General features: G+C 34.6%; 25 protein-coding genes. 19 read left to right on the forward strand and 6 right to left on the reverse strand.

Annotated elements, in window-relative coordinates:
* Positions 1–68 precede the first annotated feature (68 nt).
* Positions 69–962, reverse strand: coding sequence for an ATP-binding cassette domain-containing protein (locus WEN_RS02940; RefSeq protein WP_043911404.1), 894 nt, complete (start codon positions 960–962; stop codon positions 69–71).
* A 107-nt stretch (positions 963–1,069) separates the two neighbouring features.
* On the reverse strand, positions 1,070–3,256 hold the full coding sequence (locus WEN_RS02945; protein ID WP_014850062.1) for an ATP-dependent helicase: 2,187 nt from the start codon (positions 3,254–3,256) through the stop codon (positions 1,070–1,072).
* Between the two features lie 20 nt (positions 3,257–3,276).
* Here WEN_RS02945 and WEN_RS02950 point away from each other — a divergent pair, with 20 nt between their 5' ends.
* A complete protein-coding gene (locus WEN_RS02950; RefSeq protein WP_014850063.1) occupies positions 3,277–4,404 on the forward strand; it encodes a hypothetical protein in 1,128 nt (375 codons plus the stop codon).
* Here WEN_RS02950 and WEN_RS02955 read toward each other — a convergent pair.
* Both WEN_RS02955 and mnmA read right to left on the reverse strand, forming a co-directional pair.
* A complete protein-coding gene (locus WEN_RS02955; RefSeq protein WP_014850064.1) occupies positions 4,379–5,698 on the reverse strand; it encodes an alanine--tRNA ligase-related protein in 1,320 nt (439 codons plus the stop codon). The genes WEN_RS02950 and WEN_RS02955 overlap by 26 nt on opposite strands.
* 3 nt (positions 5,699–5,701) lie before the next feature.
* Positions 5,702–6,796: a tRNA 2-thiouridine(34) synthase MnmA gene (gene mnmA, locus WEN_RS02960; RefSeq protein WP_014850065.1), complete on the reverse strand. Its 1,095-nt coding sequence runs from the start codon at positions 6,794–6,796 to the stop codon at positions 5,702–5,704.
* 29 nt (positions 6,797–6,825) lie between these two features.
* Here mnmA and ligA point away from each other — a divergent pair, with 29 nt between their 5' ends.
* Both ligA and asnS read left to right on the forward strand, forming a co-directional pair.
* Complete coding sequence (gene ligA, locus WEN_RS02965; protein WP_014850066.1) at positions 6,826–8,814, forward strand: NAD-dependent DNA ligase LigA; 1,989 nt, start codon at positions 6,826–6,828, stop codon at positions 8,812–8,814.
* Positions 8,814–10,130, forward strand: coding sequence for an asparagine--tRNA ligase (gene asnS / locus WEN_RS02970; protein WP_014850067.1), 1,317 nt, complete (start codon positions 8,814–8,816; stop codon positions 10,128–10,130). Before ligA ends, asnS begins: the two co-directional genes overlap by 1 nt.
* Here asnS and nrdE read toward each other — a convergent pair.
* The gene (nrdE, locus tag WEN_RS02975) at positions 10,127–12,256 is read right to left on the reverse strand and encodes a class 1b ribonucleoside-diphosphate reductase subunit alpha (protein ID WP_014850068.1); all 2,130 of its coding nucleotides are present in this window, start codon (positions 12,254–12,256) and stop codon (positions 10,127–10,129) included. The two genes, asnS and nrdE, sit on opposite strands and share 4 nt — an antisense overlap.
* Positions 12,257–12,625 (reverse strand): class Ib ribonucleoside-diphosphate reductase assembly flavoprotein NrdI, encoded by a 369-nt coding sequence (nrdI, locus tag WEN_RS02980; RefSeq protein ID WP_014850069.1) that lies wholly within the window; start codon positions 12,623–12,625, stop codon positions 12,257–12,259.
* Positions 12,626–12,734: 109 nt separating this feature from the next.
* Between nrdI and nrdF the strand changes: the two genes are divergently transcribed.
* The 16 genes from nrdF (at position 12,735) to WEN_RS03045 (ending at position 22,554) form a co-directional block, all read left to right on the forward strand.
* Positions 12,735–13,730, forward strand: coding sequence for a class 1b ribonucleoside-diphosphate reductase subunit beta (nrdF, locus tag WEN_RS02985; RefSeq protein WP_014850070.1), 996 nt, complete (start codon positions 12,735–12,737; stop codon positions 13,728–13,730).
* Positions 13,731–13,853 (forward strand): hypothetical protein, encoded by a 123-nt coding sequence (locus tag WEN_RS03950; protein WP_274506138.1) that lies wholly within the window; start codon positions 13,731–13,733, stop codon positions 13,851–13,853. It abuts the gene before it with no gap.
* Between the two features lie 56 nt (positions 13,854–13,909).
* Complete coding sequence (locus WEN_RS02990; RefSeq protein WP_014850071.1) at positions 13,910–14,356, forward strand: hypothetical protein; 447 nt, start codon at positions 13,910–13,912, stop codon at positions 14,354–14,356.
* Positions 14,357–14,399: 43 nt separating this feature from the next.
* Positions 14,400–14,552 (forward strand): hypothetical protein, encoded by a 153-nt coding sequence (locus WEN_RS03770; RefSeq protein WP_158308827.1) that lies wholly within the window; start codon positions 14,400–14,402, stop codon positions 14,550–14,552.
* A 28-nt stretch (positions 14,553–14,580) separates the two neighbouring features.
* Complete coding sequence (locus WEN_RS02995) at positions 14,581–15,078, forward strand: hypothetical protein (RefSeq protein WP_014850072.1); 498 nt, start codon at positions 14,581–14,583, stop codon at positions 15,076–15,078.
* Between the two features lie 27 nt (positions 15,079–15,105).
* Positions 15,106–15,726, forward strand: a complete 621-nt coding sequence (locus tag WEN_RS03000) for a hypothetical protein (RefSeq protein WP_014850073.1) — start codon at positions 15,106–15,108, stop codon at positions 15,724–15,726.
* A 596-nt stretch (positions 15,727–16,322) separates the two neighbouring features.
* Positions 16,323–16,946 carry a hypothetical protein gene (locus WEN_RS03005; protein ID WP_014850074.1) on the forward strand — a complete coding sequence of 208 codons (624 nt, stop codon included), beginning with the start codon at positions 16,323–16,325 and terminating at the stop codon, positions 16,944–16,946.
* Between the two features lies 1 nt (position 16,947).
* Positions 16,948–17,565, forward strand: coding sequence for a hypothetical protein (locus tag WEN_RS03010; RefSeq protein ID WP_014850075.1), 618 nt, complete (start codon positions 16,948–16,950; stop codon positions 17,563–17,565).
* A 272-nt stretch (positions 17,566–17,837) separates the two neighbouring features.
* Positions 17,838–18,329, forward strand: a complete 492-nt coding sequence (locus WEN_RS03015; RefSeq protein WP_238530692.1) for a hypothetical protein — start codon at positions 17,838–17,840, stop codon at positions 18,327–18,329.
* Between the two features lie 145 nt (positions 18,330–18,474).
* Positions 18,475–19,005: a hypothetical protein gene (locus WEN_RS03020; RefSeq protein WP_148268014.1), complete on the forward strand. Its 531-nt coding sequence runs from the start codon at positions 18,475–18,477 to the stop codon at positions 19,003–19,005.
* A 19-nt stretch (positions 19,006–19,024) separates the two neighbouring features.
* Positions 19,025–19,693, forward strand: coding sequence for a hypothetical protein (locus WEN_RS03025; protein WP_014850078.1), 669 nt, complete (start codon positions 19,025–19,027; stop codon positions 19,691–19,693).
* Positions 19,694–19,752: 59 nt separating this feature from the next.
* Positions 19,753–20,427, forward strand: a complete 675-nt coding sequence (locus WEN_RS03030) for a hypothetical protein (RefSeq protein WP_014850079.1) — start codon at positions 19,753–19,755, stop codon at positions 20,425–20,427.
* A 58-nt stretch (positions 20,428–20,485) separates the two neighbouring features.
* Positions 20,486–21,115, forward strand: coding sequence for a hypothetical protein (locus WEN_RS03035; RefSeq protein WP_014850080.1), 630 nt, complete (start codon positions 20,486–20,488; stop codon positions 21,113–21,115).
* Positions 21,116–21,172: 57 nt separating this feature from the next.
* On the forward strand, positions 21,173–21,793 hold the full coding sequence (locus tag WEN_RS03040) for a hypothetical protein (RefSeq protein WP_014850081.1): 621 nt from the start codon (positions 21,173–21,175) through the stop codon (positions 21,791–21,793).
* Between the two features lie 39 nt (positions 21,794–21,832).
* Positions 21,833–21,970 carry a hypothetical protein gene (locus tag WEN_RS03775; RefSeq protein WP_158308828.1) on the forward strand — a complete coding sequence of 46 codons (138 nt, stop codon included), beginning with the start codon at positions 21,833–21,835 and terminating at the stop codon, positions 21,968–21,970.
* Between the two features lie 179 nt (positions 21,971–22,149).
* Complete coding sequence (locus WEN_RS03045; protein WP_014850082.1) at positions 22,150–22,554, forward strand: hypothetical protein; 405 nt, start codon at positions 22,150–22,152, stop codon at positions 22,552–22,554.
* The last annotated feature ends 1 nt before the right edge of the window (position 22,555 follow it).

Here is a 22,555-nt window from a genome sequence, read left to right on the forward strand (position 1 = left end):
ATACTGGATGAGCAGACAGGGCTGTACGCCCGCCTAGCCCACCCAGACTCTTACCTTCTGGGCGACTATTAACTAAAATTGCCGACTACATTACTTATTGATTCTGCTAATTGAGTGATATTTCTTGGCTCATACTCTCAAAGTTTCTCAAAGTAACTATTACAAGAAACTAAATTCTCAATAAAGCTAATTACCTTTGGTTTAATTAGCTCTTTGGGGCAATCTCTAAAAAAAGAATAGGTTGGTTGTGCTCTCTGTAGTCTTCCGGCATTTAAGAATAGAGTTACATCTGTGATTTCAAAAATGAAATCCATACTACTAGAGACTAGAATAATAGTCACTTCTCCTTTTCCCTGCAACTCCTTAACTAGCTCTAAAACTTGCTCAGTAGACTGTGGATCTAATCCTAAGGTAGGTTCATCAAATACTATTACCTTCGGTTCTAGTATTAGTATCCCTGCTAAAGTAACCTTTCTCTTCTGACCTCCAGATAACTTAAAGGGTGAGGAGCTAACTAATTCCAGCGGAAAAGAAAGCTCAGAGAGTATCTCTTTTGCTTTTTCCTCTCACTTAGGTAATTCTTCTTTCTGTAAGTTAAAGAGTATCTTAGGTCCAAAGATAATATCTTGAAGAACTGTTTCTTTGAATAATTGATATTCTGGTTGTTGAAAGACTATTCCAACTTCTCTTCTAATAGTCTTGTAATTCTTTAATTTCGACTTAAAAAATAAGATCTTTTCTCCACTGGCATAGTAGAGATTAGCTGTCTCAGATCTATGCAATCCATTTAAGTGTTCACAAAAGACACTTTTACCTGAGCCACTAGGACCTACAATCCCATAAACCTTACCCTTTTGAAACTTAAAGGAAAGAGAGCTTAAGACTCTCTGACCTTTAAATACTGAACTTAAGTTTTGTACTTCAAGTGCACTATCTGGATCTATGCTGTGATTTAGTGCAATTTTTTTTTATATCTGTACTCAGCTAATTTATCTCTATTTAGATAAATAGCTAATTTCTCTCTTCTTTTCACGGGGAGGGGGCTAAATTTACTTTTTGATTTTAAAAACTATAGATAGAGTAAGCCTTGAGAGTCCTGAGAGAGATTACTTACTACATTTATCTCTTGATTTTTAGAGTTACAAAAATCTAACTCTTTCAGGAATTTAGATACTCTAGGTATTCTCTCTCTAAAGCTAAGTAATCTAGAGGTAGTCTCTATCATCCTAGTTCTGTGATGCATATGCAAGTCACTAACTATATAGAGTTCTTTTTTAGCTCTAGTGATACCTACAAATAATATTCTTCTTTCTTCCTCTATATCTTGCAGTGTGTCTGCATAGTGTTTGGGGAATTTCCCTTCAACTAGATTAAGAATAAATACATAGTCAAATTCACAGCCCTTTGCGCTGTGAACTGTAGAGAAATTAAGATATTGGTCTTCTGTGGTATGGCTCACAAAGTGTTTCACATAAGCCAACAGTAACTTAAATAGCTCTCTTAGACAAAAGGTTGTTTGGTTACTGTAGTAAGTCATTACCTTATAAAAGTGAGTGATATTTCTAACTGCTTGGTGTTTTTGGCTGGAAATGTACTTAGTTAACTTGGGGTTGAGATTGCCTTTAACTCACTCTCTCAAGCCATCTTGGCTACTGACAATAGTACTAAATTCTTTTTTTGCATCCTCTTTATAAGGGCTTTGTCTGTATTCTGCCTTTAGAAGTTTTCAGAACTCTTTAATCTTTCTTATTCACTTCTTATCTTCCTCTGAACTCCATCTATTCTCAAAGTTAGAAGTAACTAAATAGTTAAGACTCTTAATTAGATCCTCTGAATACTCTTCTATCTGTTCATAGAAGTAATCTGGGATCTCTTCTCTTTGAAGCCAAAACTCAATTATGTACTTAATTGCAAAGGAATCAAATTTGAATCTCAAAGAGAGTAAACAAACTAGGAAGTAACTCTCATAATTCCAAGCTATATGTTTAGAAAAGTTAAAGTCTAGGAACTTAATTCCCTTAGATCAGAATCTCTTTCTGAGATTCTTAGTCTCTAAATGAGTTCTAGAGATAATAGCTATTTGATTGAGATTTATTCCCTTAACCTCTAGATTTCTGATAATGGAGTAGAGTTTCTTAGTCACTCCTCCCTGTTTGTCATTAACTATTCAGCGTATTTTGTCTCCTATCTCATTCTTTGTATGCATCTCATTGAAAATATCTTTTTGATTGTTCATGGAGATTAATTTCTTGGATAAATCCAAGATATTCTGAGTAGATCTATAGTTCTGAGAGAGATTAAAGAACTTAGTAGTCAGATCTATATTGGTTTTGAAGTAGCTAAAGATCTCTGGATAAGCTCCTTGGAAGCCATATATAGCTTGGTTTGGATCTCCCACAAAGAAGATATTCTTCTTAGAGCCTGAGATTTGAGCAATTATTAAAAGTTGCAAGAAGTTCATATCTTGAAACTCATCAACTAGTATCTTTTCAAACTTAGATTGAATTAATTCCTTTCTATCAGGATTTCTATCGAGAATATAGTGAAAGTAAATTATTAGATCATCGAAGTCAAAGATCTCTTTCTTACTTAGATATTCTTGATAAACAAGAAAGGTATTCTTTAGTACTTGAATGGCTTTAGCTTTTTGTAAGCTATCTAACCTTTCTGTTTTCTTATTGAGCCTGGAAGAGAATCACTCATACTTAGCTACTTTTAACTGAAAGTTGTTATTAAGATAGTTCTCTATCTTATTTCTAGAGATAGAGTTTTCTGTTTCTTCAAGTACTATCTCATAGATATATTGCTTTAGCTCTTCTCCGCCATCTTGAACTATCTTCTCTGTTTGCTTTCTTATCTCTTCTTCTAGAAAAAAGAATCTCTCTCTACCTTCAAAGATTGATAGTCTATTAATCTCTTGTTTTAAGAGCTTAGAGAGATCTTGCTTTAACTCTGTCTCTAAGAATTTCTTACAAATAGAGTGAAGTGTTCCGGCATATTCAAACTCTCTTTTAGCCTTTACAAATTTATTAATTCTCTTCTTAATCTCAATAATTCCTCTATTGGTATAAGTAACTAATAGTATCTTTCTAGGTTCTATTTTTTGAGAAAGATAGAAACCTATCTTTTCAATAATTACAAAGGTTTTACCTGATCCTGGTCCAGCAATTATTCCTACATTCTTTTTTTCATTGAATGTAATTACATCTAACTGTTGTTGATTGGGAGTTTGCTTTGAAATTAGATTGAAAGACATTTCTACTAATTAATAGTTAAATGTTTTATCTAAATGAAAAAAACATTAAGGAATATACAGTGGTTGGTTATCTAGCCTCTGAAAAATTCAAAACTCAAATTAGACCCAGACTCTTTAAGTTAATTAAGCCTAGTTGAAAAAACCAAACTAGTTTAACTCCTTTATTTCTAACTAGTACTAAGATAGTTGATTCTCTTGGCACTAAGTTAGATGAAGAGACCTTACAAAAAATAACTAACTATTTTAGTTATCTAGGGAAGTGAAGTGAGTTCTTTCTAGAAAAATTAGTTGCAACTTCTAAAGAAAAACAAAAGAGTTGAGAACAAATAGAGTTACAGGATCACTGAGAGATAGTTAGAGAGGCCACTGAAGAGAGCAAGAAATACTTTGCTTCTAAGAAAAGTAAGTCAGAGAACTGAGTCTGATTCTGAGAATTAAGTAATCCAAATAAATACAAATACTCTTTCTTCTATGAACAAGAAAGCTTCAAGAATAATGAAGACTTTGGATTATTCACAGTCATTATGAATCATTGAAAGTCTTTCCTACCCCACTTTGAAAGTTGTATTAGTTGAAATAAATTCACTAAGTTGTATGAACTCAAAAGCTCAGAGCATCACAAGCAAGAATGTGAAATCACTAGATGAGAGTTTGATTTCTTTGAACCTAATGAAAAAGAGTTAGTAGAGCTTAAGTTTCACAAAAAGAGTTGAAATACCTCTTGAATTTGACAAACTCTTATGTACTCTTATCTCTTAGATTTCTACTATGGAGTGAGAGTTAAGAAGATAAGAATTATTAATACTTTTTTCGGGGAACAACTCTCTTTCTCTATCTCTGATCTCTTTATAGAAGGTGGAGAAGAGTCCTTCTATAAGATGATGAAACTAGAAATCTCTGACTATGAAAAGCTCAAGTTTATGAATAGAATACTAGCTTGCTTTAAGGAGTGAACAACTAACTCTAACTTAAAAGAAATAATTTCCAATAATTTCTTTTGTGAACAAGAAGATCTAAATATTCCTAAATATCACCAATTTATTACTAACTTAGATAAGAATAGAGGAAGGGCTAACTTTTTATCTAATATTCACTCTCCTAAGTGAGTCTGATCGGAGTGAATTAAGTTTTCAGCTCAAACGCAGTAGAGAACTTAGTATTCTTAGATTTTTGAGAGTGTTCTTCTTGTAATTCTTTTAGTCTGGTTTCAGAGTAATCTACTTTATTCTCTCTCAATAACTTCTTAAGAACAGGAAGGGGAGCTCCTTCTCTTTCTACTAGGGTAAAGAGTTGTTCTTCTAGACTTTCTGTCTTATTAGAGATAATCTCCTGTATTCTCTTTTGAGTTTTCTCTAAGACTTTTTGGAAAGAAGTGCTTTCTTTTAGTATCTCTGCTAGTAACTCTGAGTGTTTATTATTGAGTGCTGGATACAACTCTGAAACTAAATCTACTGATGTTTGAAGTAAATTAGGAATTGCACTCTCTTTTAACTCTAGAAGATATAAAGAGACAAAGACTCTTCTCATAAGCTTTCTCAAAACATAACCTCTTCCTTTTCCGGAAGGAGTTAAACCCTCGCCTAGTAATATCACTAGAGTTCTTAGGTGATCTGCAACTATCTGAAATTGTGCACTCTCTTCAGTTAGTTCTGGGTTGTATTTCTTTCCAGAGAGTCTCTCAATCTCTTGAATTATTGGATAGAACAAAGAGCTAAAAAAGATATTTTTAACTCCTTCTAATATAGTTACAACTCTCTCTAGCCCAGCCCCAGTATCTATATTCTTATTCTTTAGCTCTATGTAATTACCTTTTTCAGCTCAGTATTGGCTGAAAACAATATTTCAAATCTCTATATATCTTTCGTTATCTATAGAGTATTGAAGTAACTCTAAGCCTTTGTTTTCTCTATCAAACTCAACTCCTCTGTCGAAGTAAATCTCTGTGCAAGGTCCACAAGGTCCATCTCCAACCTCTCAAAAATTAGCTTTGTCTAGTTTGATAATTACTGTGTTCTCTCCCAGCAACTCCTTTCAAATAGCTTCGCTTTCTTGATCATCTTTGTGAACAGTAATAACTAACTTATTTAGTTCAAGTCTTAAGACTTTATCTAAAAACTCTACTGCAAAACCAATAGCCTCTCTTTTGAAATAAGAACCCACTGAGAAGTTTCCCATCATCTCAAAGTAAGTGCTATGTCATCCATCTTTCTCAATACTCTCTATATCTACTGTTCTTATTACCTTTTGAACACTAGTAAAGGACTGAGAAACTCTCTCTTCTCCCTTAGAGATAAAGGCTTTTTTTAATACACAAAGTCCTGCATTAACAAATAAGGTAGACTTATCTTCTTCTGGGGGAATTACAGAGTGTGACTCAATTATTTTGTGCCCCTTTGACTCAAAAAAGTTAATTCAACTATCTCTTAACTCTCTTGCTTTCAAGCTCTAAATGGAGTTGTGATATACACCTGACCCTAGACATCTCTTTTTATTAGTGGAATAGAAGACTACATACTGACCCGGAGTGGAAGCACAACTTGCTTGATGAGACAATCTCATTAGCTCACTCTTTATCTCTTCTATCTTTCCAGATATGAAATTAGAGGTGTGTTTGAACTTTACCAAGACTTGTTCACCTACTTTTGGAGCTTTATAAATCCAGTGTAAGTTTGTAACCAAACAACCTTCTTTAATTAAATATTTATCTCTAACACTTTCTCTACAAACTAGTAAGTTAGAGTTCTCCTTTCCACAAACATAATACTTTTCTCTTTGTCCTGATACACAAGTTCCTTTTCTTTGATTGATTGAGTAATAGCAAAGTCCTTTGTGCTTCCCCAGAGACTCTGCTCTCTCCACATCTATTATTTCTCCCCCTTCTCCCTTCACATAAGAAGAAAGGAAAGAACTAAACTCTCTTTTTCCAATGAAACAAATTCCTGCACTACTCTTCTTATCTCAATTAGGTAGTCCTATTTCTTTAGCCAATCTTCTCACTTCTGACTTACTCTCAAACTCACTTAAGGGAAAGACAATCTCTCTTAGTTGCTCTTGAGTTAGTCTAGAAAGAAAGTAAGTCTGATCTTTCTTAGGATTGTTGCAACTCTCTAGGTAATATATTCCTTCTTCTTCAGTTACTCTTGCATAGTGGCCTGTAGCTAACTTAATTCCCTTCCCAAACTCTTTCTTTACTGTTTCCAATAAGACTCCAAACTTAATCTTGGAATTACATCCTAGATCAGGATTTCCTATTAGATTCTTTTCAAAATCTGAGAGATAAGGCTTAAAGACATTCTCTCAATATTCTTGAGTGAAGTTATAGATATATAAAGGTATCTTTAAGAAGGAAGCTACCTTTTGAGCCATAATACTATCTTTCTCTCCTTGACAACTTCCTTCTAGCTCAGATTCATTAAGTTGTTTATCTCAGTTCTGCATATGAACTCCTATAACCTTATATCCTTGTTGTTTTAAGAGATAGGCACTTACTGCCGAGTCTACTCCCCCAGATAAAGCAATAACTATCTTTTTCTCTTCCACTCTACTCTTAAAGTTAATTATTAAAGGCTATGAGGGATGGGGAGGAGCTAAAGAAATTTCAAGAGTTACTTAAAGATCAAGAGGAAGCCTACTATAAAGGAGAAGAGACTATTCCAGATGAACTATATGACTTTAAGCTTAGAAAGCTTAAAGCTCTGGGAGTTGATATCTCTTCTCTTCCAGTCGGACAAGTTCACTCTGAAAAGTCTAATCTCAAACATCCCCATTTATTTCCTATGCTCTCTCTTGATAATGCCTTTAATGAAGCTGAACTAAATAAATTCTTTGACAACCACTTAAAAGAATTAGGTAGTTCTAACTCTCTTGAGTATTTCATTGAACCAAAGGTTGATGGAGTTAGTATAAGTCTTCACTACCAAGGTGGTCAATTAGTAGAAGCGCTTAGTAGGGGAGATGGAAAAAAAGGAGAGAGTCTCATTTACCACATAAGAGAGATCAAATCAATTCCTAAGAGTATTGACTACTCTCGAGAAATAGTAGTTAGGGGAGAGATCTTCATCACTAGCTCTGATTTCAAGGAAATCCAAGCTTCAACTCCAGAAAATCAAAGGCAATTTATAAGCTCTAGGAATTATGTTGCTGGAGCCTTAAGACTTAAAGAAACTCAATTAATTAGTGAGAAAAAACTCTCTTTTTGTGGCTATCAAGTGCTATTTCCAGATAATCACTCTCTAGAGAAACAATCAGATGTAATTGAGTTACTTAGAACTTTGAAAATCCCAACACACCAAGAAGAATTAACTCTAATTAGCTCCAATATCTCTGAGATTTGAGAATTCATTAGAGAGTTTGGAGAAAAAAGAGAGAAGCTAGAACTACCTAATGATGGATTAGTAATTAAGTTAAATCAAACTTCTTACTACTCAAGAATAGGTAGTACCTCTAAATTCCCTAAGTGAGCTATTGCTTATAAATACCCTAGCTTAATTAAGGAAACTACCTTAGAAAAAATAGAGGTTACAGTAGGTAGGAGTGGAAGAATTACCTATCTAGGTAAATTAACTCCTGTATTTATTAATGGAAGTTGAATTAATTATGTCTCTCTTCATAATTACGAAAACATTAAGAAATTGGGGTTAAGAGAAGGTATAAAGGTACAGGTATATAAATCTGGGGAGGTAATTCCTCAGATACTAGGAAGAGTTAGTGAAGATACTTCAGAGGGGAAAGAATTTCAACTAATTGAACAATGTCCTTGTTGTTCCTCTCAACTAGTTTTCAAAGAAGGAAATAAGTTACAGTACTGTCTTAATCCCAATTGTGAACAAAAAGAGATATGTAAGCTCTGTCACTTCTGCTCAAAGGCTGGACTTAATATAGAAGGACTTTCAGAAATGACTATTACTAAGTTATTTAAGGAAGGGATTTTGAGAAATATATTAGATATTTATTCTCTGTGGCAACACAAAGAAAGAATATTCCAACTAGAGAGTTTGAATATTAAAGATAAATCCTTTAATAACCTAATGACTGCTATTGAGAAAAGCAAGCAAGTAAGTCCTAATCAATTATTAGCTGGATTGGGATTAGAACATCTAGGACCGGAAGTGGTTAAGTTACTCTTGAATAAATTTCGAGCTATAGATAAGATATTTGAAGCTCCAGAGTCAGAAACTAAAGAGATTCTGGGAATAGGACCAAAGGTTGCAAGCTCTCTAAAGGAGTGAATCTCTAGAGAGGAGAATCTCTCAATGCTCTCTGAACTTAAGAAATTAGGTTTTCAATTTGAACTATCTGACTCTATTTCAACTCAACACCTAAAAAACAAAGATCACTATTTATATGGGAAAACTGTTTTGATTACTGGTAGTTTCAGTATCAGTAGAGATCAACTGAAAGAAAAATTAGCTGAAAAGTACAATCTAACCTTTAAATCTAGTTTTTCTAGTGAAATTAACTATTTATTGGCTGGAGAGAGTCCAGGTTCTAAACTCCAATTAGCTATTAGTAAGAGTGTTCCAGTAATTTATAGTTCAGAGGTGGAAAGCTTACTCTAGTGGAAAGCACTATATTTGACTTACTGTCAAAAGCAAGTGAGTTACCTTCCACTCAACTTCATTCCCTTACTGGTTGAGTGAGATCTGTTCAGAAATTCAACTCAATTTCCTTTATCTCTCTAAATGATGGGAGTAATCTTTCTGGTATTCAAGTAGTCTCTTCTCCAGAACTACTTAATCAAGATTTAAGTCTTGGAGATGCAATTAGAGTAACTGGTTATCTCCAAAAATCAAAAGGTAAGGAGCAAGAGTGAGAGTTTAAGTTAGAAAAACTAGAGTTACTTAAGGAAAGTAAAGAATTCCCTTTACTTCCAACTCAACTAACCCTTGATTACCTGAGAACTCAACAATTAGTTAGACACAGAACCTCAATCTTTCAAGCTGTAGCCCTAATAAGAAGAGAGTTAGTTCAGTCAATCTATACCTACTTACACTCAAATCACTTCTTTCCCTGTTTTGCTCCAGTTTTGAGTACTAACTCTTGTGAAGGTGGAGCCGAGCTCTTTAAGTTAGATTCAGATGGAGCTGATTTCTTTAAGAAAGAAGAGATACTACTAAGTGTTAGTGGTCAATTCTACTGCGAGACTATCTCTAATGGATTAGGAAGAAGTTATTCTTTTGGGCCTACTTTTAGATCAGAGAAATCTAATAGTAGCTCTCACTTAGCTGAGTTCTGAATGATTGAGCTTGAAATGGCCTTTACTAATCTCTTTCAACTAATTGAGTTTGTATATAAATTCTTTATTTACTTACTCAAGCAAGTACTACAAAACTGTAGAGACTGTCTTCTAGAACTATCTAATAAGTTATTAGGAGATAACCAAACACTTATTAGTAAGTTAGAAGGAATAGCAAATAGTAAATATATAACTCTAAGTTACTCTGAAGCCATAGATATTCTTGGTAAGAGTTGAGGTTATGAGTTAAGTAAAGAAGATGAAAACTTCTTACTTTCTAAGTTAGATACAAAAGTGTTATTTATTACTAACTATCCTTCTACTCAAAAACCTTTCTATATGAAAAACTCCGAAGATGGAAAGACTTCCTATTCATTTGATATGTTGATTTCAGAAGTTGGGGAATTAGCTGGTGGCTCAGAAAGAGAGAATAACTTAGAAATCTTGAATCAAAAGATTGCAGAGCAAGGACTAAACCCTACTGAATTAGAGTGATATCTAAGCTTAAGAAAGTTTGGTTATGCCTCTTCTGCGGGATTTGGAATGGGATTTGAGAGACTCTTAATGTTCTTTACTGGACTAAAGAATATTAAAGATGCTTCTGTATTCCCTAGATCCTACTCTCAGCTAGCTATCTAAGCCTGACAGGAAACACACTCAGTTGGTTGTAGATTCTTAGTTCTCACATAATAAAGAGACTTAAGTCCCTTATGGTGAGCATATAGATAGAGTTTCACTAAATCTCTAGTGGTGGAGTTATTAGTTACATATAGAACAGTTGAGATTCCTTGATCCACATGTTGTTGGATGATTGCAGATAGATCAATTAATTTCTTTTGATCTATTAGATAAGCGGATTTATATAGGTGATGATTGTCTTTATTTAGGAATGGCATGGGGAAATAAGTAATTGAGCTACCATACATTCTGGTTTCAATGGGAGAGATGATGGGTTGAATAGAAGCTGTAGCTCCTTGTAGATAGCTAATGCTTTGGGTGGGAGCTACTGCTAATCTGTAAGCGTTGTATATTCCATTTTTCTTAACTAGCTCCTTTAGATTGGCTCAGTCTTCTGGGGTAGGTAATTTCATATTCTTAAAGATCTCTTTAGCTTTTTCACTCTTAGGGAGGTAGGGGTGAGAGATGTATTTCTCGAAATAAGCTCCTGTGAAATAGTCTGTATTCTCAAACTCTTTAAAGCTAATCTTTCTCTCTTGCGCAATTCTAGAACTAGCTAGTAGAGAGTAATAGTTAAGAGCTGCAAAGAAAACATCTGCAATCTCTAGTGTTTCTGGAGAGTCATACTCTAGTCCATTCTTTAGTAAGAGTCCAGTGAAGTTAAGTACTCCTAACCCTACAGACTTAAATTCCTCATTAGCCTTTCTAATGCTAGGAGCATTAGTGATAGAAGTTAGATCACTCACTGCACTTAAAGCTCTCATAGAGAGATCTGCTATCTCTTCTAGATTCCCGTCTTCAAATACATTCACTAGATTAAGAGAGGCTAAATTACAAGAAACATCATTTCTTATGATGTCTCCTAGCCCATAGTCCCCTATAGTTGAGCTTTCTTGGTTTTGAAAGATCTCTGTACAAAGATTGCTCATCTTTATCTTTCCTATATTCTTTAGGGGATTCTTTTTATTTGCATTGTCTATAAAGATTACATATGGATAACCAGACTCAAACTGAATCTGAGCTATCTTGGTTAAAACAGCTCTAGCAGACAGTTCTTTCTTTAAAAGAGAGTCATCATTAGCCAAGATATCATACCAGTAGTTGAAATCTAGATCTGGTAGAGATAGTCTGTATTTTTGATAGATAGTATTTGGCTCAAAAATAAAGAAATTCTTATTTTCAGTTGCTAGTTGCAGGAACTTATCTGGAACTATTAATCCTATTGAAAGAGTTTGAATTCTAGATTTCTCATCTGCATTGATTTTTTTGCAATCTATGAAGTCAATTAAGTCATAGTGAAAGATATTTAGATATACAGCTCCACTCCCCCTTCTCATTCCTAATTGATCTGCATAGTCAAATACATTCTCTAGTATCTTCAGAACAGGAAAGATTCCTGAAGCTGTACTGTCAATTTGCTTAATTGAAGCTCCTCTACCTCTTAACTTACTTAGATTGATTGCAACCCCTCCCCCAATCTTTGATAGTTGCATAGAGGTAGAAATTATGTAGTTAATTGAGTTAATAGAGTCTTCTGCTTCTAGTAGAAAACAAGAAACTAACATTCCAGATCTTTTCTTTCCTGCATTTGAGAATGTAGGAGTTGCTGGTTGATAAATCTGTTTAATAATTAAGTTGGCTATTTTGCGGGCTAGCTCAAAGTCTCCATCAGCAAGAAATAGTGAAGTAACAATCACTCTATCTTCATAGCTTTCTAAGATATATTTCCCGCAGTTACTTCTTAGAGCAAAGCTCTCAAAGAACTTAGAGATAGAAATATAGCTTTTTCATTGAAAGCCAGCTCCATAAACCTCTTCTGTGAGTTGGTTAATCTGAGTCTCACTATATTTCTCTATTAATTGAGAGAGATAGTATTCAGTCTCAATTAGTCACTTAATTCTTTCAAAACCTCTTCGCTTGTGAGAGTACTTTTCACACTCAGAGATATATTTTTGATACTCTTGAATAGCTAACTTATCTTTTTCTAGGCAGAAGAAACCATCTTCTCCCTTAAGAGTTACTTGATTATTAAAGATAAGAGAGTTGTAGTAAGAAGGATTGGTTATCTTTTGAGATTTATTAATCACTTAACTGAGATTTAGAGCTTTTAGCTCTTCTCTAAATTCTGAGATTAACTGCTTATTTCCCCCTAAATCAAATTTCTTTAAAGCTGGAACTCCATATTTTTGACTAATAAGTGTTACTGCATTACAGAAGTTTTTTCCGAAGTTGATATTTCCGCTTCCAGCCACTCCTATTAATAAATTGTGGTTATTGGAGAGGAATAACTCTACAATACTAGGAACTTCTCCATAACCATCTGTATAGGTAAAGATCACAAATTGTTTAGTGGCTTTTTCTTCACCCGTGAATATCCTATTTACGTTTTTGAAACCTAACTTAGAAACTATTTGTTCAACTTTGCCAGTTCTACTAGCATATCAAAGTTCTATCAAAAACCCTTGTTTTTCTTTAGTTTTTTAAGTTGTTTTTGGCTTGATTTTTTTGGAAAAGTAAACTAGATTTTAGTCCTAAAAATGTCTATAAAATCATTCTAGTTTAGCTATGGATGGGCTCTGCAATCATAGTTCTATCAGCTCTTGAGAGGGGGTTAACTGGAATGAAATTAGCTGCAAATTCAATAAAGAATTCTGAGATCAAAATGTTAGACAATTTTGGGTTGATGAAGAGATTCCTTTAAGTGGTGATAAGTTAATCTGACAGTCTAAGTTATCTAAGGAGGAAAAAGAGGTTTATATAAAGGTTCTAGGCTCTTTAACTCTCTTAGACACTCACCAAGGTGCAATAGGCATGAATAGGATCTGTCTTGCAGTACCTGATTTACCAACTAAAGCAGTATTGCAATTTATGGGAATGATGGAGCAGATGCATGCAAAGAGTTATTCTTCTATTTTCTGTACCTTATTAAGTACTGAAGAGATAAATGAATTATTTGATTGAGTAAAGCAAGAACCTACTCTTCAAAAAAAGATCAAGATGGTTGTTGAATACTACGAAAACATTAAAGACACTAAGAGTCTTTACTTAGCTATGGCTGCTTCAGTGTTCCTAGAGTCTTTTCTCTTTTACTCTGGTTTCTTTTATATGTTGTTTTTGTCTTCTCAAGGTTTGATGATCAACAGTGGAGAGATCATTAACTTAATCATTAGAGATGAAGCCATTCATGGTTTATATGTTGGTAATTTAGCCTCTAAGTTATTTCAAACCTTTAGTCCTGAAGAACAGACTCAACTAAAGGCAAAGGTTTATCAATTACTAGAAGACTTAATGGTTAATGAAGTTGAATACACCCACTTAATCTATAAGCCTTTAAACCTAGTAGATGAAGTACTTAAGTTCCTTCAATACAATGCCAATAAAGCTTTGCAAAACTTAGATCTAGATGAAAAGTATGATGTAACTGAAAAAGACATTAATCCAATGATCTTCAATGGATTAAATACCTCAACCAAGAATCATGACTTCTTTTCTACCAAGGGAAATGGTTACATCAAAACCACTCAAGTAGAGATGATTCAAGATGAAGACTTTATTTTTTAGTTGTCTCTTCTAGTTAAAACAGCTCAGATTTTTTCACTCTTAGGCACAGGAGCGACTATCCCATTTGCAACCAAATTTATGCAAGGGGAAAAGAAATTCACCTTGGGGGGGGCATTAGATTAGTATCGGGAGGGCAAGAGGGTCCGAAGATAGAAGAAAGAGAGCAAACTGCACTTGAGGTGGCAGTTCAACAGTTAAACCAAGAGGGAAAAGAAAGTGGTGAGGTTAAGTGAGGGTGTTTTTGGTATCCGGACTTTACTTCTGGGCTAGAGTTATTTTTCTGCTTCAATCAAAACAATCCTAAAAATCCTACTTTGTTCCACTGAAAAGGTGTTAGAGGGAAAACAGTTAGTTGAGTTCAAAGTATAGGGAAGGGAACAATCTTGAAATTTAAAGAGGGAGGGACTCAAGAGCTGATAAATAGACAATTGAAATCTTTATTAGGTTGAACTCAAAAGGGACAAAATGGAACTCCTTTTGAACCAAGTAAGCACTGTACGATAGAAAAACTTGAACCTAATTACAAATTAAGTTGCAATGTTACAGAAAATTCCATTGCAAAAACCTGAACTATTTCCAAAAGTATTGTTGACACTCCTAATATGTCTATGCAGGGAAGAGTCTAGTTTTTACTTTCTAAAATTTCTGTAAAAAGATAGCTTTTTAGCATTGTCTGTCTTGTCCAAATGCTTACAGGTTTGTTCAGTTGTAGGTTCCGCCTCTTCCATTCCCTTCATTCCCTCAATTACAGACAGCAACGCTATTCCATTAACTAAATTAACCGCGGGGGGGGGTAGAGGAAGCTCAAGTAACTTTACCTAAAAATACAGAAAATAAAGGGAATGATGTATTGCAAGAAGCTGCAAATCAAATAATTGCAAGTAAAGGGGCGGAAGTAATTACAACGAAAGATGTTGTTGTGTGTTTCTGAGTAACAGAAAAGTTTAAAACTGAACTGTTCTTCTGCTTTAATAAAGCCAGTCACACTATTCCTTATTTATTTCACTATTCTTGGGCGAGGGAAGATAGATCAAAGGGGGTGGCGGAAAGATTACATTGAGTAGATAGCATCACAGATTACATAAAGATGAAATTTAAAAATGGTGGTAGTGGCAATATATCTACTTATCTAAAGAGCGCTCTTTATTGGACAGGCAAGTGAACTCCTGAATTTAAACCTAGTGACCATTGTCAAATTACTCTTTTGGGCCAAAAATACACATTAACCTGTAAACCTACTTTAAATAACTCATCTAATGCGGTCGGATTCACTAAAACAATTTCTGAAAGTGAAGTTGTAGAGCTAAATTCAAACCTGAAGAATAGTGAACAATTCTCTCTAAAATAATCCCAACAAAATAGGTCTATTTAAGATTTGTCGGCATTAATAAGAGGTTTTCAAATTTTCTCTGGACTAGGTACTGTTGCAACAACTCCTTTTGCAGTACAGTTTGCCAACAAACATCTAAATCGACTTCCCAGTAGAGGCGAAAGGTTGGTATCTGGGGAGCCAGAAATCCTTCAAGAAAAGCCTACTCCGCAACCAGAAACAAAACTACAAGATGTAATGGAAAAAGCAAAACAAATTATGAGTAAAGAGGAAGGAGATGGAGAGAAGAAATGTTTCTGATGGCCGAAAGTAAAAAGAAGATTAGAGTTGCTTGGTTGTTTTTATACGAACAAACTTAATCAAGTATTCCTATTTCATTGAGATTACAATGGCCGACTAGGGCTAGAAGAAAAACTAAATCAAATTGTTAGCTTATCTAAGGGGGTGAAGATGAAATTTGAAAATCATCAACCAATTCAATTAACTTCTCCTGCAAAACTTGCATTTGCTTGATTGCATAAGTGGGATGGAGAATTCACTCCAAAACAACATTGTGAAATCACAACGACTGGAAAAAATAGCAAAAATTACACCTTAATTTGTGGCAAGCGACAACAAGAAAAAAATCACGGAAAACCATTTGTAAATGAAAGTATTAATTTTTAGCTAAAGTTCAAACTCAATAAAACAGAGCTTTCTGAGTTTTGTTAACGATCTCAAAAGGTTTACAGACATTCTCTTGCTTTATAGCTTTATTTCCACTATTCCTTTAGTGACAACACTAGCAAGTAAACACATCACAACTTACTCGGGGGGGGCGGTAAGTTAGTTAGTGGGTCAGAAAAATTTAAAGTATCGATAAATATGAGAAGGTTTTGGGGAATGGGAAAGTAGAAACAGAAAAACAGTGTTTCTGGTGGCCGGAAATAGAAAATTTGTAATTATGAGCTTGTGTTTATCTAAATCAGTTAGATCAATTATTCCTATTCCAGAGAGAGGTCAATAGTCAGTTAAAGTTGGTGGAAAAATTAAATCTTAAAAATAACCGGTGGATTCCCTCATCTCCTCTTTTAAAGCTTGCATTTAAACGATTACATGAGTGGAAAAGAGATTTTATTGTTCCTATGAGGTATTGTTAATTTGCTACTAGTGAGGATATTGAGAAAAATTATTCCTTAATTTGTAACAGGCAGAAATAAGGAGTAGAAATAAAGAACAATTCCACCTAAAATGGCTTTAAAAGATACAGGCCTAATTAGACCTTGTCTCTTCTAGTTAGAACTGCACAAATTTTTACAGTATTTGGGGTTGGGGCAACAATCCCTCTTTCTACGACATTCACAAAAGGTCGTTTACACAAAATCAATTTCTTGAGACACGCGGGAAATGGAGAGCAAGTAATTCAAGAAAAGGTGGCAAACACACCAATGAGCCAAGCACTTCAGCAATTAAACGAGGATGAAGGGAATCAGGGTGAGGTGAAATGAGGATGCTTCTGGATTCCTGATTTCACTGGAATAGTAGAACTATTCTTTTGCTTCAATCGGAATAAGCCTGAAACTCCAACTCTATTTCACTGAAAGAGCAAGGAGAAAGTTCTAAGAAAGGTCCAAAGCATAATAAGACCAACAGCATTTCAATTTAAGGATGGTATTACTCAACAGCCAATGCATAGACAATTAAGATCTTTACTCAGTTGAACTCAAAAATGATCTAGAGAAGTTCCTTTTGATCCTAGTTCACACTGTAGAATTGCCCGACAAAACGGAAAAGACTATAAGTTAACCTGCACAAATCCAAATCCTGACAGTACAAGTACCAATAATTCTCCGTGAGAAAAAACCATTCTTAACAGTTACGTTGTAGATCCGAGTGTAAATCTGTAATATGGCCGTTTCTCCAATAATCAAAGCTTTTCAAATCTTCTCTGGTTTAGGCGCAGTTGCAGTAACTCCCTTTACACCTTCATTTTTTAGAAAAATAGAAGAAATTCGTGTTCCCTGAGGAGGTAGACAGGTAAATGATGATTATAGAGAAGAGCCGGCAGTGAAGGAACAAAGTAATTCAAAAAACATAATGCACGAAGCAGTAAAAATAATTGAATCAAAAGATGGAAATAAAGAGGGAGAAAAAAGATGTTTTTGATTGTTCAGTAAAACAAAGTGGTCAGAGTTATTTATTTGCTTTAACACAACAAAACTCAATTCACTAACCCTATTCCATTACACCTGAAGGGGACAAGAATTGAATGAAGTTACTGAAATAAATTACAGAGGAGCTACATCTTTAAAAATGAAATTTGCAAATCAAAAAACTAAAGATATTCCATATTATTTACGGGCTTCTTTTGCATGATTGAGAAGAGACCGCGATGCAAGTTTGATTCCAAAAACTCACTGTAGTATCAAGCCAATTGACAGCTCTCGAAATTATCAATTAACTTGTCAAGTGGGGGCCGGAAGACACACTGAAACTGTTAGTCCAGAACTACCTAACAAAACGTAAAAATATAAGAAAATCAACTTTAATTGTTTCTGAAGTAGTTAATTTGCATTAATGTCACTCGTTTCTAAGGGTTTACAGATTTTTTCTCTTGTAGGTACTGTCTCTTCTGTTCCTTTTATTCCAACACTTACAGATAACAACACAGCAGTTCCGGTTGTTGAATTAACCTCGGGGGGGGCGAAGAAGAAGCTCCTAAGCCTGCTCCTATTCAAGAGCCTCAATCTTTACCTAAACCTGTTCTCCCTAAAAGGGAAGAAAATAAAGGACAACAAATGATGCAGCAAGCAATGGAAGATATGGCAACGGAAAGAGGGAAGGGTGCGTTAGGGACTGCTGGTTTAGGATGTTTTTTGATTCCTGGCTTTCCAGTAGATTTATTCTTTTGTTTCGATAAAGGAAATCTTGGTTCTGCTCCCTTTTTGTATCACTATTTGTGGGGAAGAAAGAAGGGAGAAGAAAATAGATTACAAAAAGTTGAAAGTATAACTCGCGGAGTGACAGCCAATCTTAAAAGGGGTTCTCCAAGAACATTACAAGGAAAAACTAGAACACTATTAAACTGAGTAAGCAGATGACAAGAAGATTCTCCCTTCAAGCCTGGCGAACATTGCAAGATTATTCAAAATCAAAAGCAAAATTATGAAGTGACTTGTTCTCTTCCTTCTTCTTCAAATAGCAGTAGATTTGAATGAAAGAGAGAAATTTCTAGCGAAAACATTGTGGAACCGCAAAATAATTCAGAAATAAAAGAAATATCTGAATAGTTAAGTAAAGAAGTTTCTATAGGGGTGGCTATTTTAGTTAGAGCTTTTCAGTTCTTTTCCGGTTTTGGGGCAATATCGACAGTTCCTCTTACCACAACCTTTATGCAAGAAAGAGAAATTAAGTCACCTGGGGGGGGGCATAAGATTGGTAGGAAATCAAGCTCAAGAACAAGAAGTAATTAAGACTGAAGAGGAAAGGAAAGATCTAAAACAAGGAGAAGTTATGGGAGAAGTAAAGAAAATGCTGGGCGAAGAGAAAGGTGAGCCTCTTTGCGCTTGATTACCGAATCAAGGGAAAGGATTAGAGTTTTTGGTTTGTGTTTACGAAAATCAACTTACAACACCTTACTTGTTTCACTATGACTTAAGAAATCAATTAGGAAAAGGGAAGCGAGTTAAACAGGTAGAAAATATTACTTTTACTCTTGGTCCATCAACAATGAAATTTAAAAATGAAAGTGGTGTAGGAGTAAAAGGAATTACAAAACTTTATCTAACCACTCTATTTCGCCAAAAACATACTACTTTAACACCAGAAAGAAATTGCCAAATTACTAAAAATGCAAGAAATTATCAATTTACTTGCACTGACTCTAATCAAAAAAATCAAGTAGTGGTTGGAAGAGTTGATTTAGAACCTGTTAAACAAAGTCATCACAAAACACTTACTAGATAGTTTCAAAACCTAACCTAATATGGCCGTTTCTCCGGCAATTAAAGCTTTTCAAATATTCTTTTGATTGAGCTCTGTTGCGACAGTCCCATTTGAAGTAAAGCATGTTGGCAAAAATATAAATCATTTATCTGGTAAGGGTATTAGAAGAGTTACCTACCAACAAGAACTTCCTCCGATAAAGGTAATAAAACCTGCTAACAATAGTCAAGTGGCTATGAAAAAAGCTGTAGAAATATTAAAAGACAGTGAAGATGGAAAAAATAAAGAGGATAGAAGGGGTTGTTTCTGAATGCCTAAATTACCTTGAGTGGAATTATTCTTCTGCTTTAACGTAGACAAACTAAATTCATTATTTTTGTTTCACTTCAATAGTAGGGCTAGAGGTCAATTAGAAGAAAAATTAAATCGGATTGGAAGTATATCTGTAGGGAGAGAAGTAACTATGAACTTTGTAAATGGTAAAAATGACTCTATGTCTCGTAGTCTAAAAACCAATCACTTAAAGACACACTTGGCTTGAATGAATAAATGAAGAACAGAATTTAAACCAAGCAAACACTGTCGAATAACAAAACTTAATGAGAATTACACCTTAACCTGTAATGCTTCTAGTGAAGGTACGGCAAGAGAGGCATGAACACATAATATTTCTCATGGTGAGGTTCATATACCTGAATCAGCACTTTAAAAACTATTTTTTATAGGAAAATTAACTTTAATTGTTTCTAAAGTAATTAATTTGTATTAATGTCTCTCGTTTCTAAGGGTTTTCAAATTTTTTCTCTTGTAGGTACTGTCTCCTCTGTTCCTTTTATTCCTACATTTTCTGAAAATCAAACAATTGCAGAATTAACTTCATCGGGGGGGGAAGGAATGGTTCCCGAAACAACTCCTATTCAAGAAACTCAACCAGTTTCTCCCCCTTCTCCTCCACCTAAAACGCCGGAAGCGATGCAACATGCTATGGAACAAATGGCTAGTGAGAAAGGAGTATCGGGAACAGCGGGTCTAGGGTGTTTTTGAATGCCAGGTTTATCTGGAGCTGAATTATTTTTCTGTTTTGAAAAAGGGTCGCAAGGAGCTTCTCCTTTCTTATTCCACTATTCTTACAGAGGTGGAAATTCTTTAGAGGATAAATTACAAAAAGTTGAACGAATAAGTAGAGGTACCAAGGCTCATTTAAAGAAAAAGGGAGAAAAAGGAATACAAGGGACAGCGAGATTGTTACTGGGATGGACTCAAAAATGACCGGAAAGCTCTCCTTTTGATCCAAGTCAACATTGCACAATTTCTGGCCAAGATGATGGAAGTTATAAGATTGCTTGCACTAATCCTTCATCCCCTGAAAAACCAGAATGAGAAAGAAAAATTTCTAAGAGTCACGTTGTAGATCCACAAATTAAAGTTCAAGAGACAGTCTAGAAAGTAAGCTTTTTCTATACTTAAAATTTCTGTAATTTATTGGTTTTTTGCCTAGTCTGTGTCACTATTAGTTAGAACTGCACAAATTTTTACAATATTTGGTACTGGAGCTACTATACCTTTTGCAACTAAATTCTCTAAGGGACAAACACAAGTTGACTTGGGGGGGGACATAAGGCTAGTTAGCGAAGACGAACGACAACAAGAACCAGTCCCTCAAGTAGAAGAAAAAAGAGATATACAAAAGGGAGAAGTTATGCAAACAGTGAAGAAGATGATGGAAAAAGGTGATCCTCGGTGTTTTTGATTGCCCCATCAAGAAAAAACAGGTTTGGAATTTCTAATGTGTGTTTATTCAAATCAACTTACAACACCATACTTATTTCACTATGACGTAAATAATCAATTGAAGCTAGGAAAACAAGTAAGACAAGTAGTACAAATCGTTTATGATGCTCGACCTAAGAGAATGCAATTTAAAGATGGTTCGAGTGTGGACATACCTCGATCTGCAAAACTATACCTAACCACTAGACTCTTAAGACCTAATATCACTCTAAGCCCAGAAAGTCAATGTAAAGTTACTGGAAATCAAAGAAATCATAAATTATTCTGCGCAGATCGAGAGGTTGGAGAAGTACATTTAGTGGAATTGCATGAAAACAATCATCAAACAATTTCTAGATAATCTCGCACTAAAAAAGAAATTATTTTTAAATACAGACTCTATCTAAAATAGCCGAATATGGCTGTTTCTCCTGCGATAAGAATTTTTCAAATATTCGTTGGACTGGGCTCTGTCTCAACAGTCTCTTTGATTCCTTCATTTTTTAGAAAAATAGAAGAAATTAAATTGCCAAGGGGCGATAGACAAGTTGCTGAAGACTATAGGGAAGAGCAAAAAGAAGAAAAGCAAGATAACTCAAAAAGCGCAATGCAAGAGGCTGTTCAGAGAATGGGAGATGGGAAAGCTGAAAAGAGATGCTTTTGATGATTTACTAACAAAAACTTATTTGAAATATTTATGTGTATTGATATGCAAACTCTGAAATCTCCTTCTCTTTTCCATTTCAATTGAAGAGAAAAAGGAGCATCCCTAAAAGATAAATTGCATGAAATTACAGAAATTACTTACAATGGAACTTCAATATTAAAAATGACACTTGATAACAGGTGAACAAAAGATGTTCCTAGTTATCTAAAAGTTCTTTTTGCTTGATATAGAAGAGGAGACAAGAACTTCATTCCAAAAAATCACTGTAGTATTACACAATCTGAAAATTCTCGAAATTATCAATTAACTTGTCAAGTTGGGGATAAAAAATATACTGAAACTGTTAGTCCGGAGCTCCCTAATGAAACATAAAGATAACAAGAAAATTAAACTCTAGTAATTTCTTGAATCATGTCTCTTGTTTCTAAGGGTTTTCAAATTTTTTCTCTTTTAGGTACTGTTTCCTCCGTTCCTTTTATTCCATCCTTGACTGAAAAGACAGCAATTTCAGAATTGCCTTCTGTGGCCTCGGGGGGGGCGAAGAGTTAGTACAAGTAGTTGATCCGGACCCAAAACCTTTACTTCCTAAAACAATTGTTCAACCGCCAAAAGTAGAAGGAGAAGACTTAATAAAACAGGCTGTAGAACAAATAGTAGAAACAAGAGGATCCGAGGGGAAAGGGGGTGGAATTGGTTTTGGATGTTTCTGAGCTCCAGGCTTCCCTCAATTGGAGTTCCTGTTCTGCTTTGATACAGGGGATCTTGTTGTTCCTCCTTTCTTATTTCATTACTCCTTTAAGAGAGGTGTACAAAAGAAAGACAGACTAAATTGGGTTGAAAGTATTTCAAAAACACATACTTTGACATTCAAAAATGGAGCTTCTGGTCAAATATCTTCTAAGCTAAAGCCTTACTTTTCTTGATTGTGAAAATATCAACCAACATTTAATCCAAATGAAAGATGCAAGATTACAAAGAAAGATGGAGAAGTAAATCCCAAAAATTATGAATTAATTTGTGAGACAACGAGTGGCTCGGAAAACGAACACAAATGAACTAAAGATGTTCCAAGTAGTCAAGTTGTGAAACCAACAATAGATCTCAAAAAACAAGCTGATCAATTAATAAAGTAGT

This window comes from Mycoplasma wenyonii str. Massachusetts (assembly GCF_000277795.1).
Taxonomy (GTDB): domain Bacteria; phylum Bacillota_I; class Bacilli_A; order Mycoplasmatales; family Mycoplasmoidaceae; genus Eperythrozoon_A; species Eperythrozoon_A wenyonii.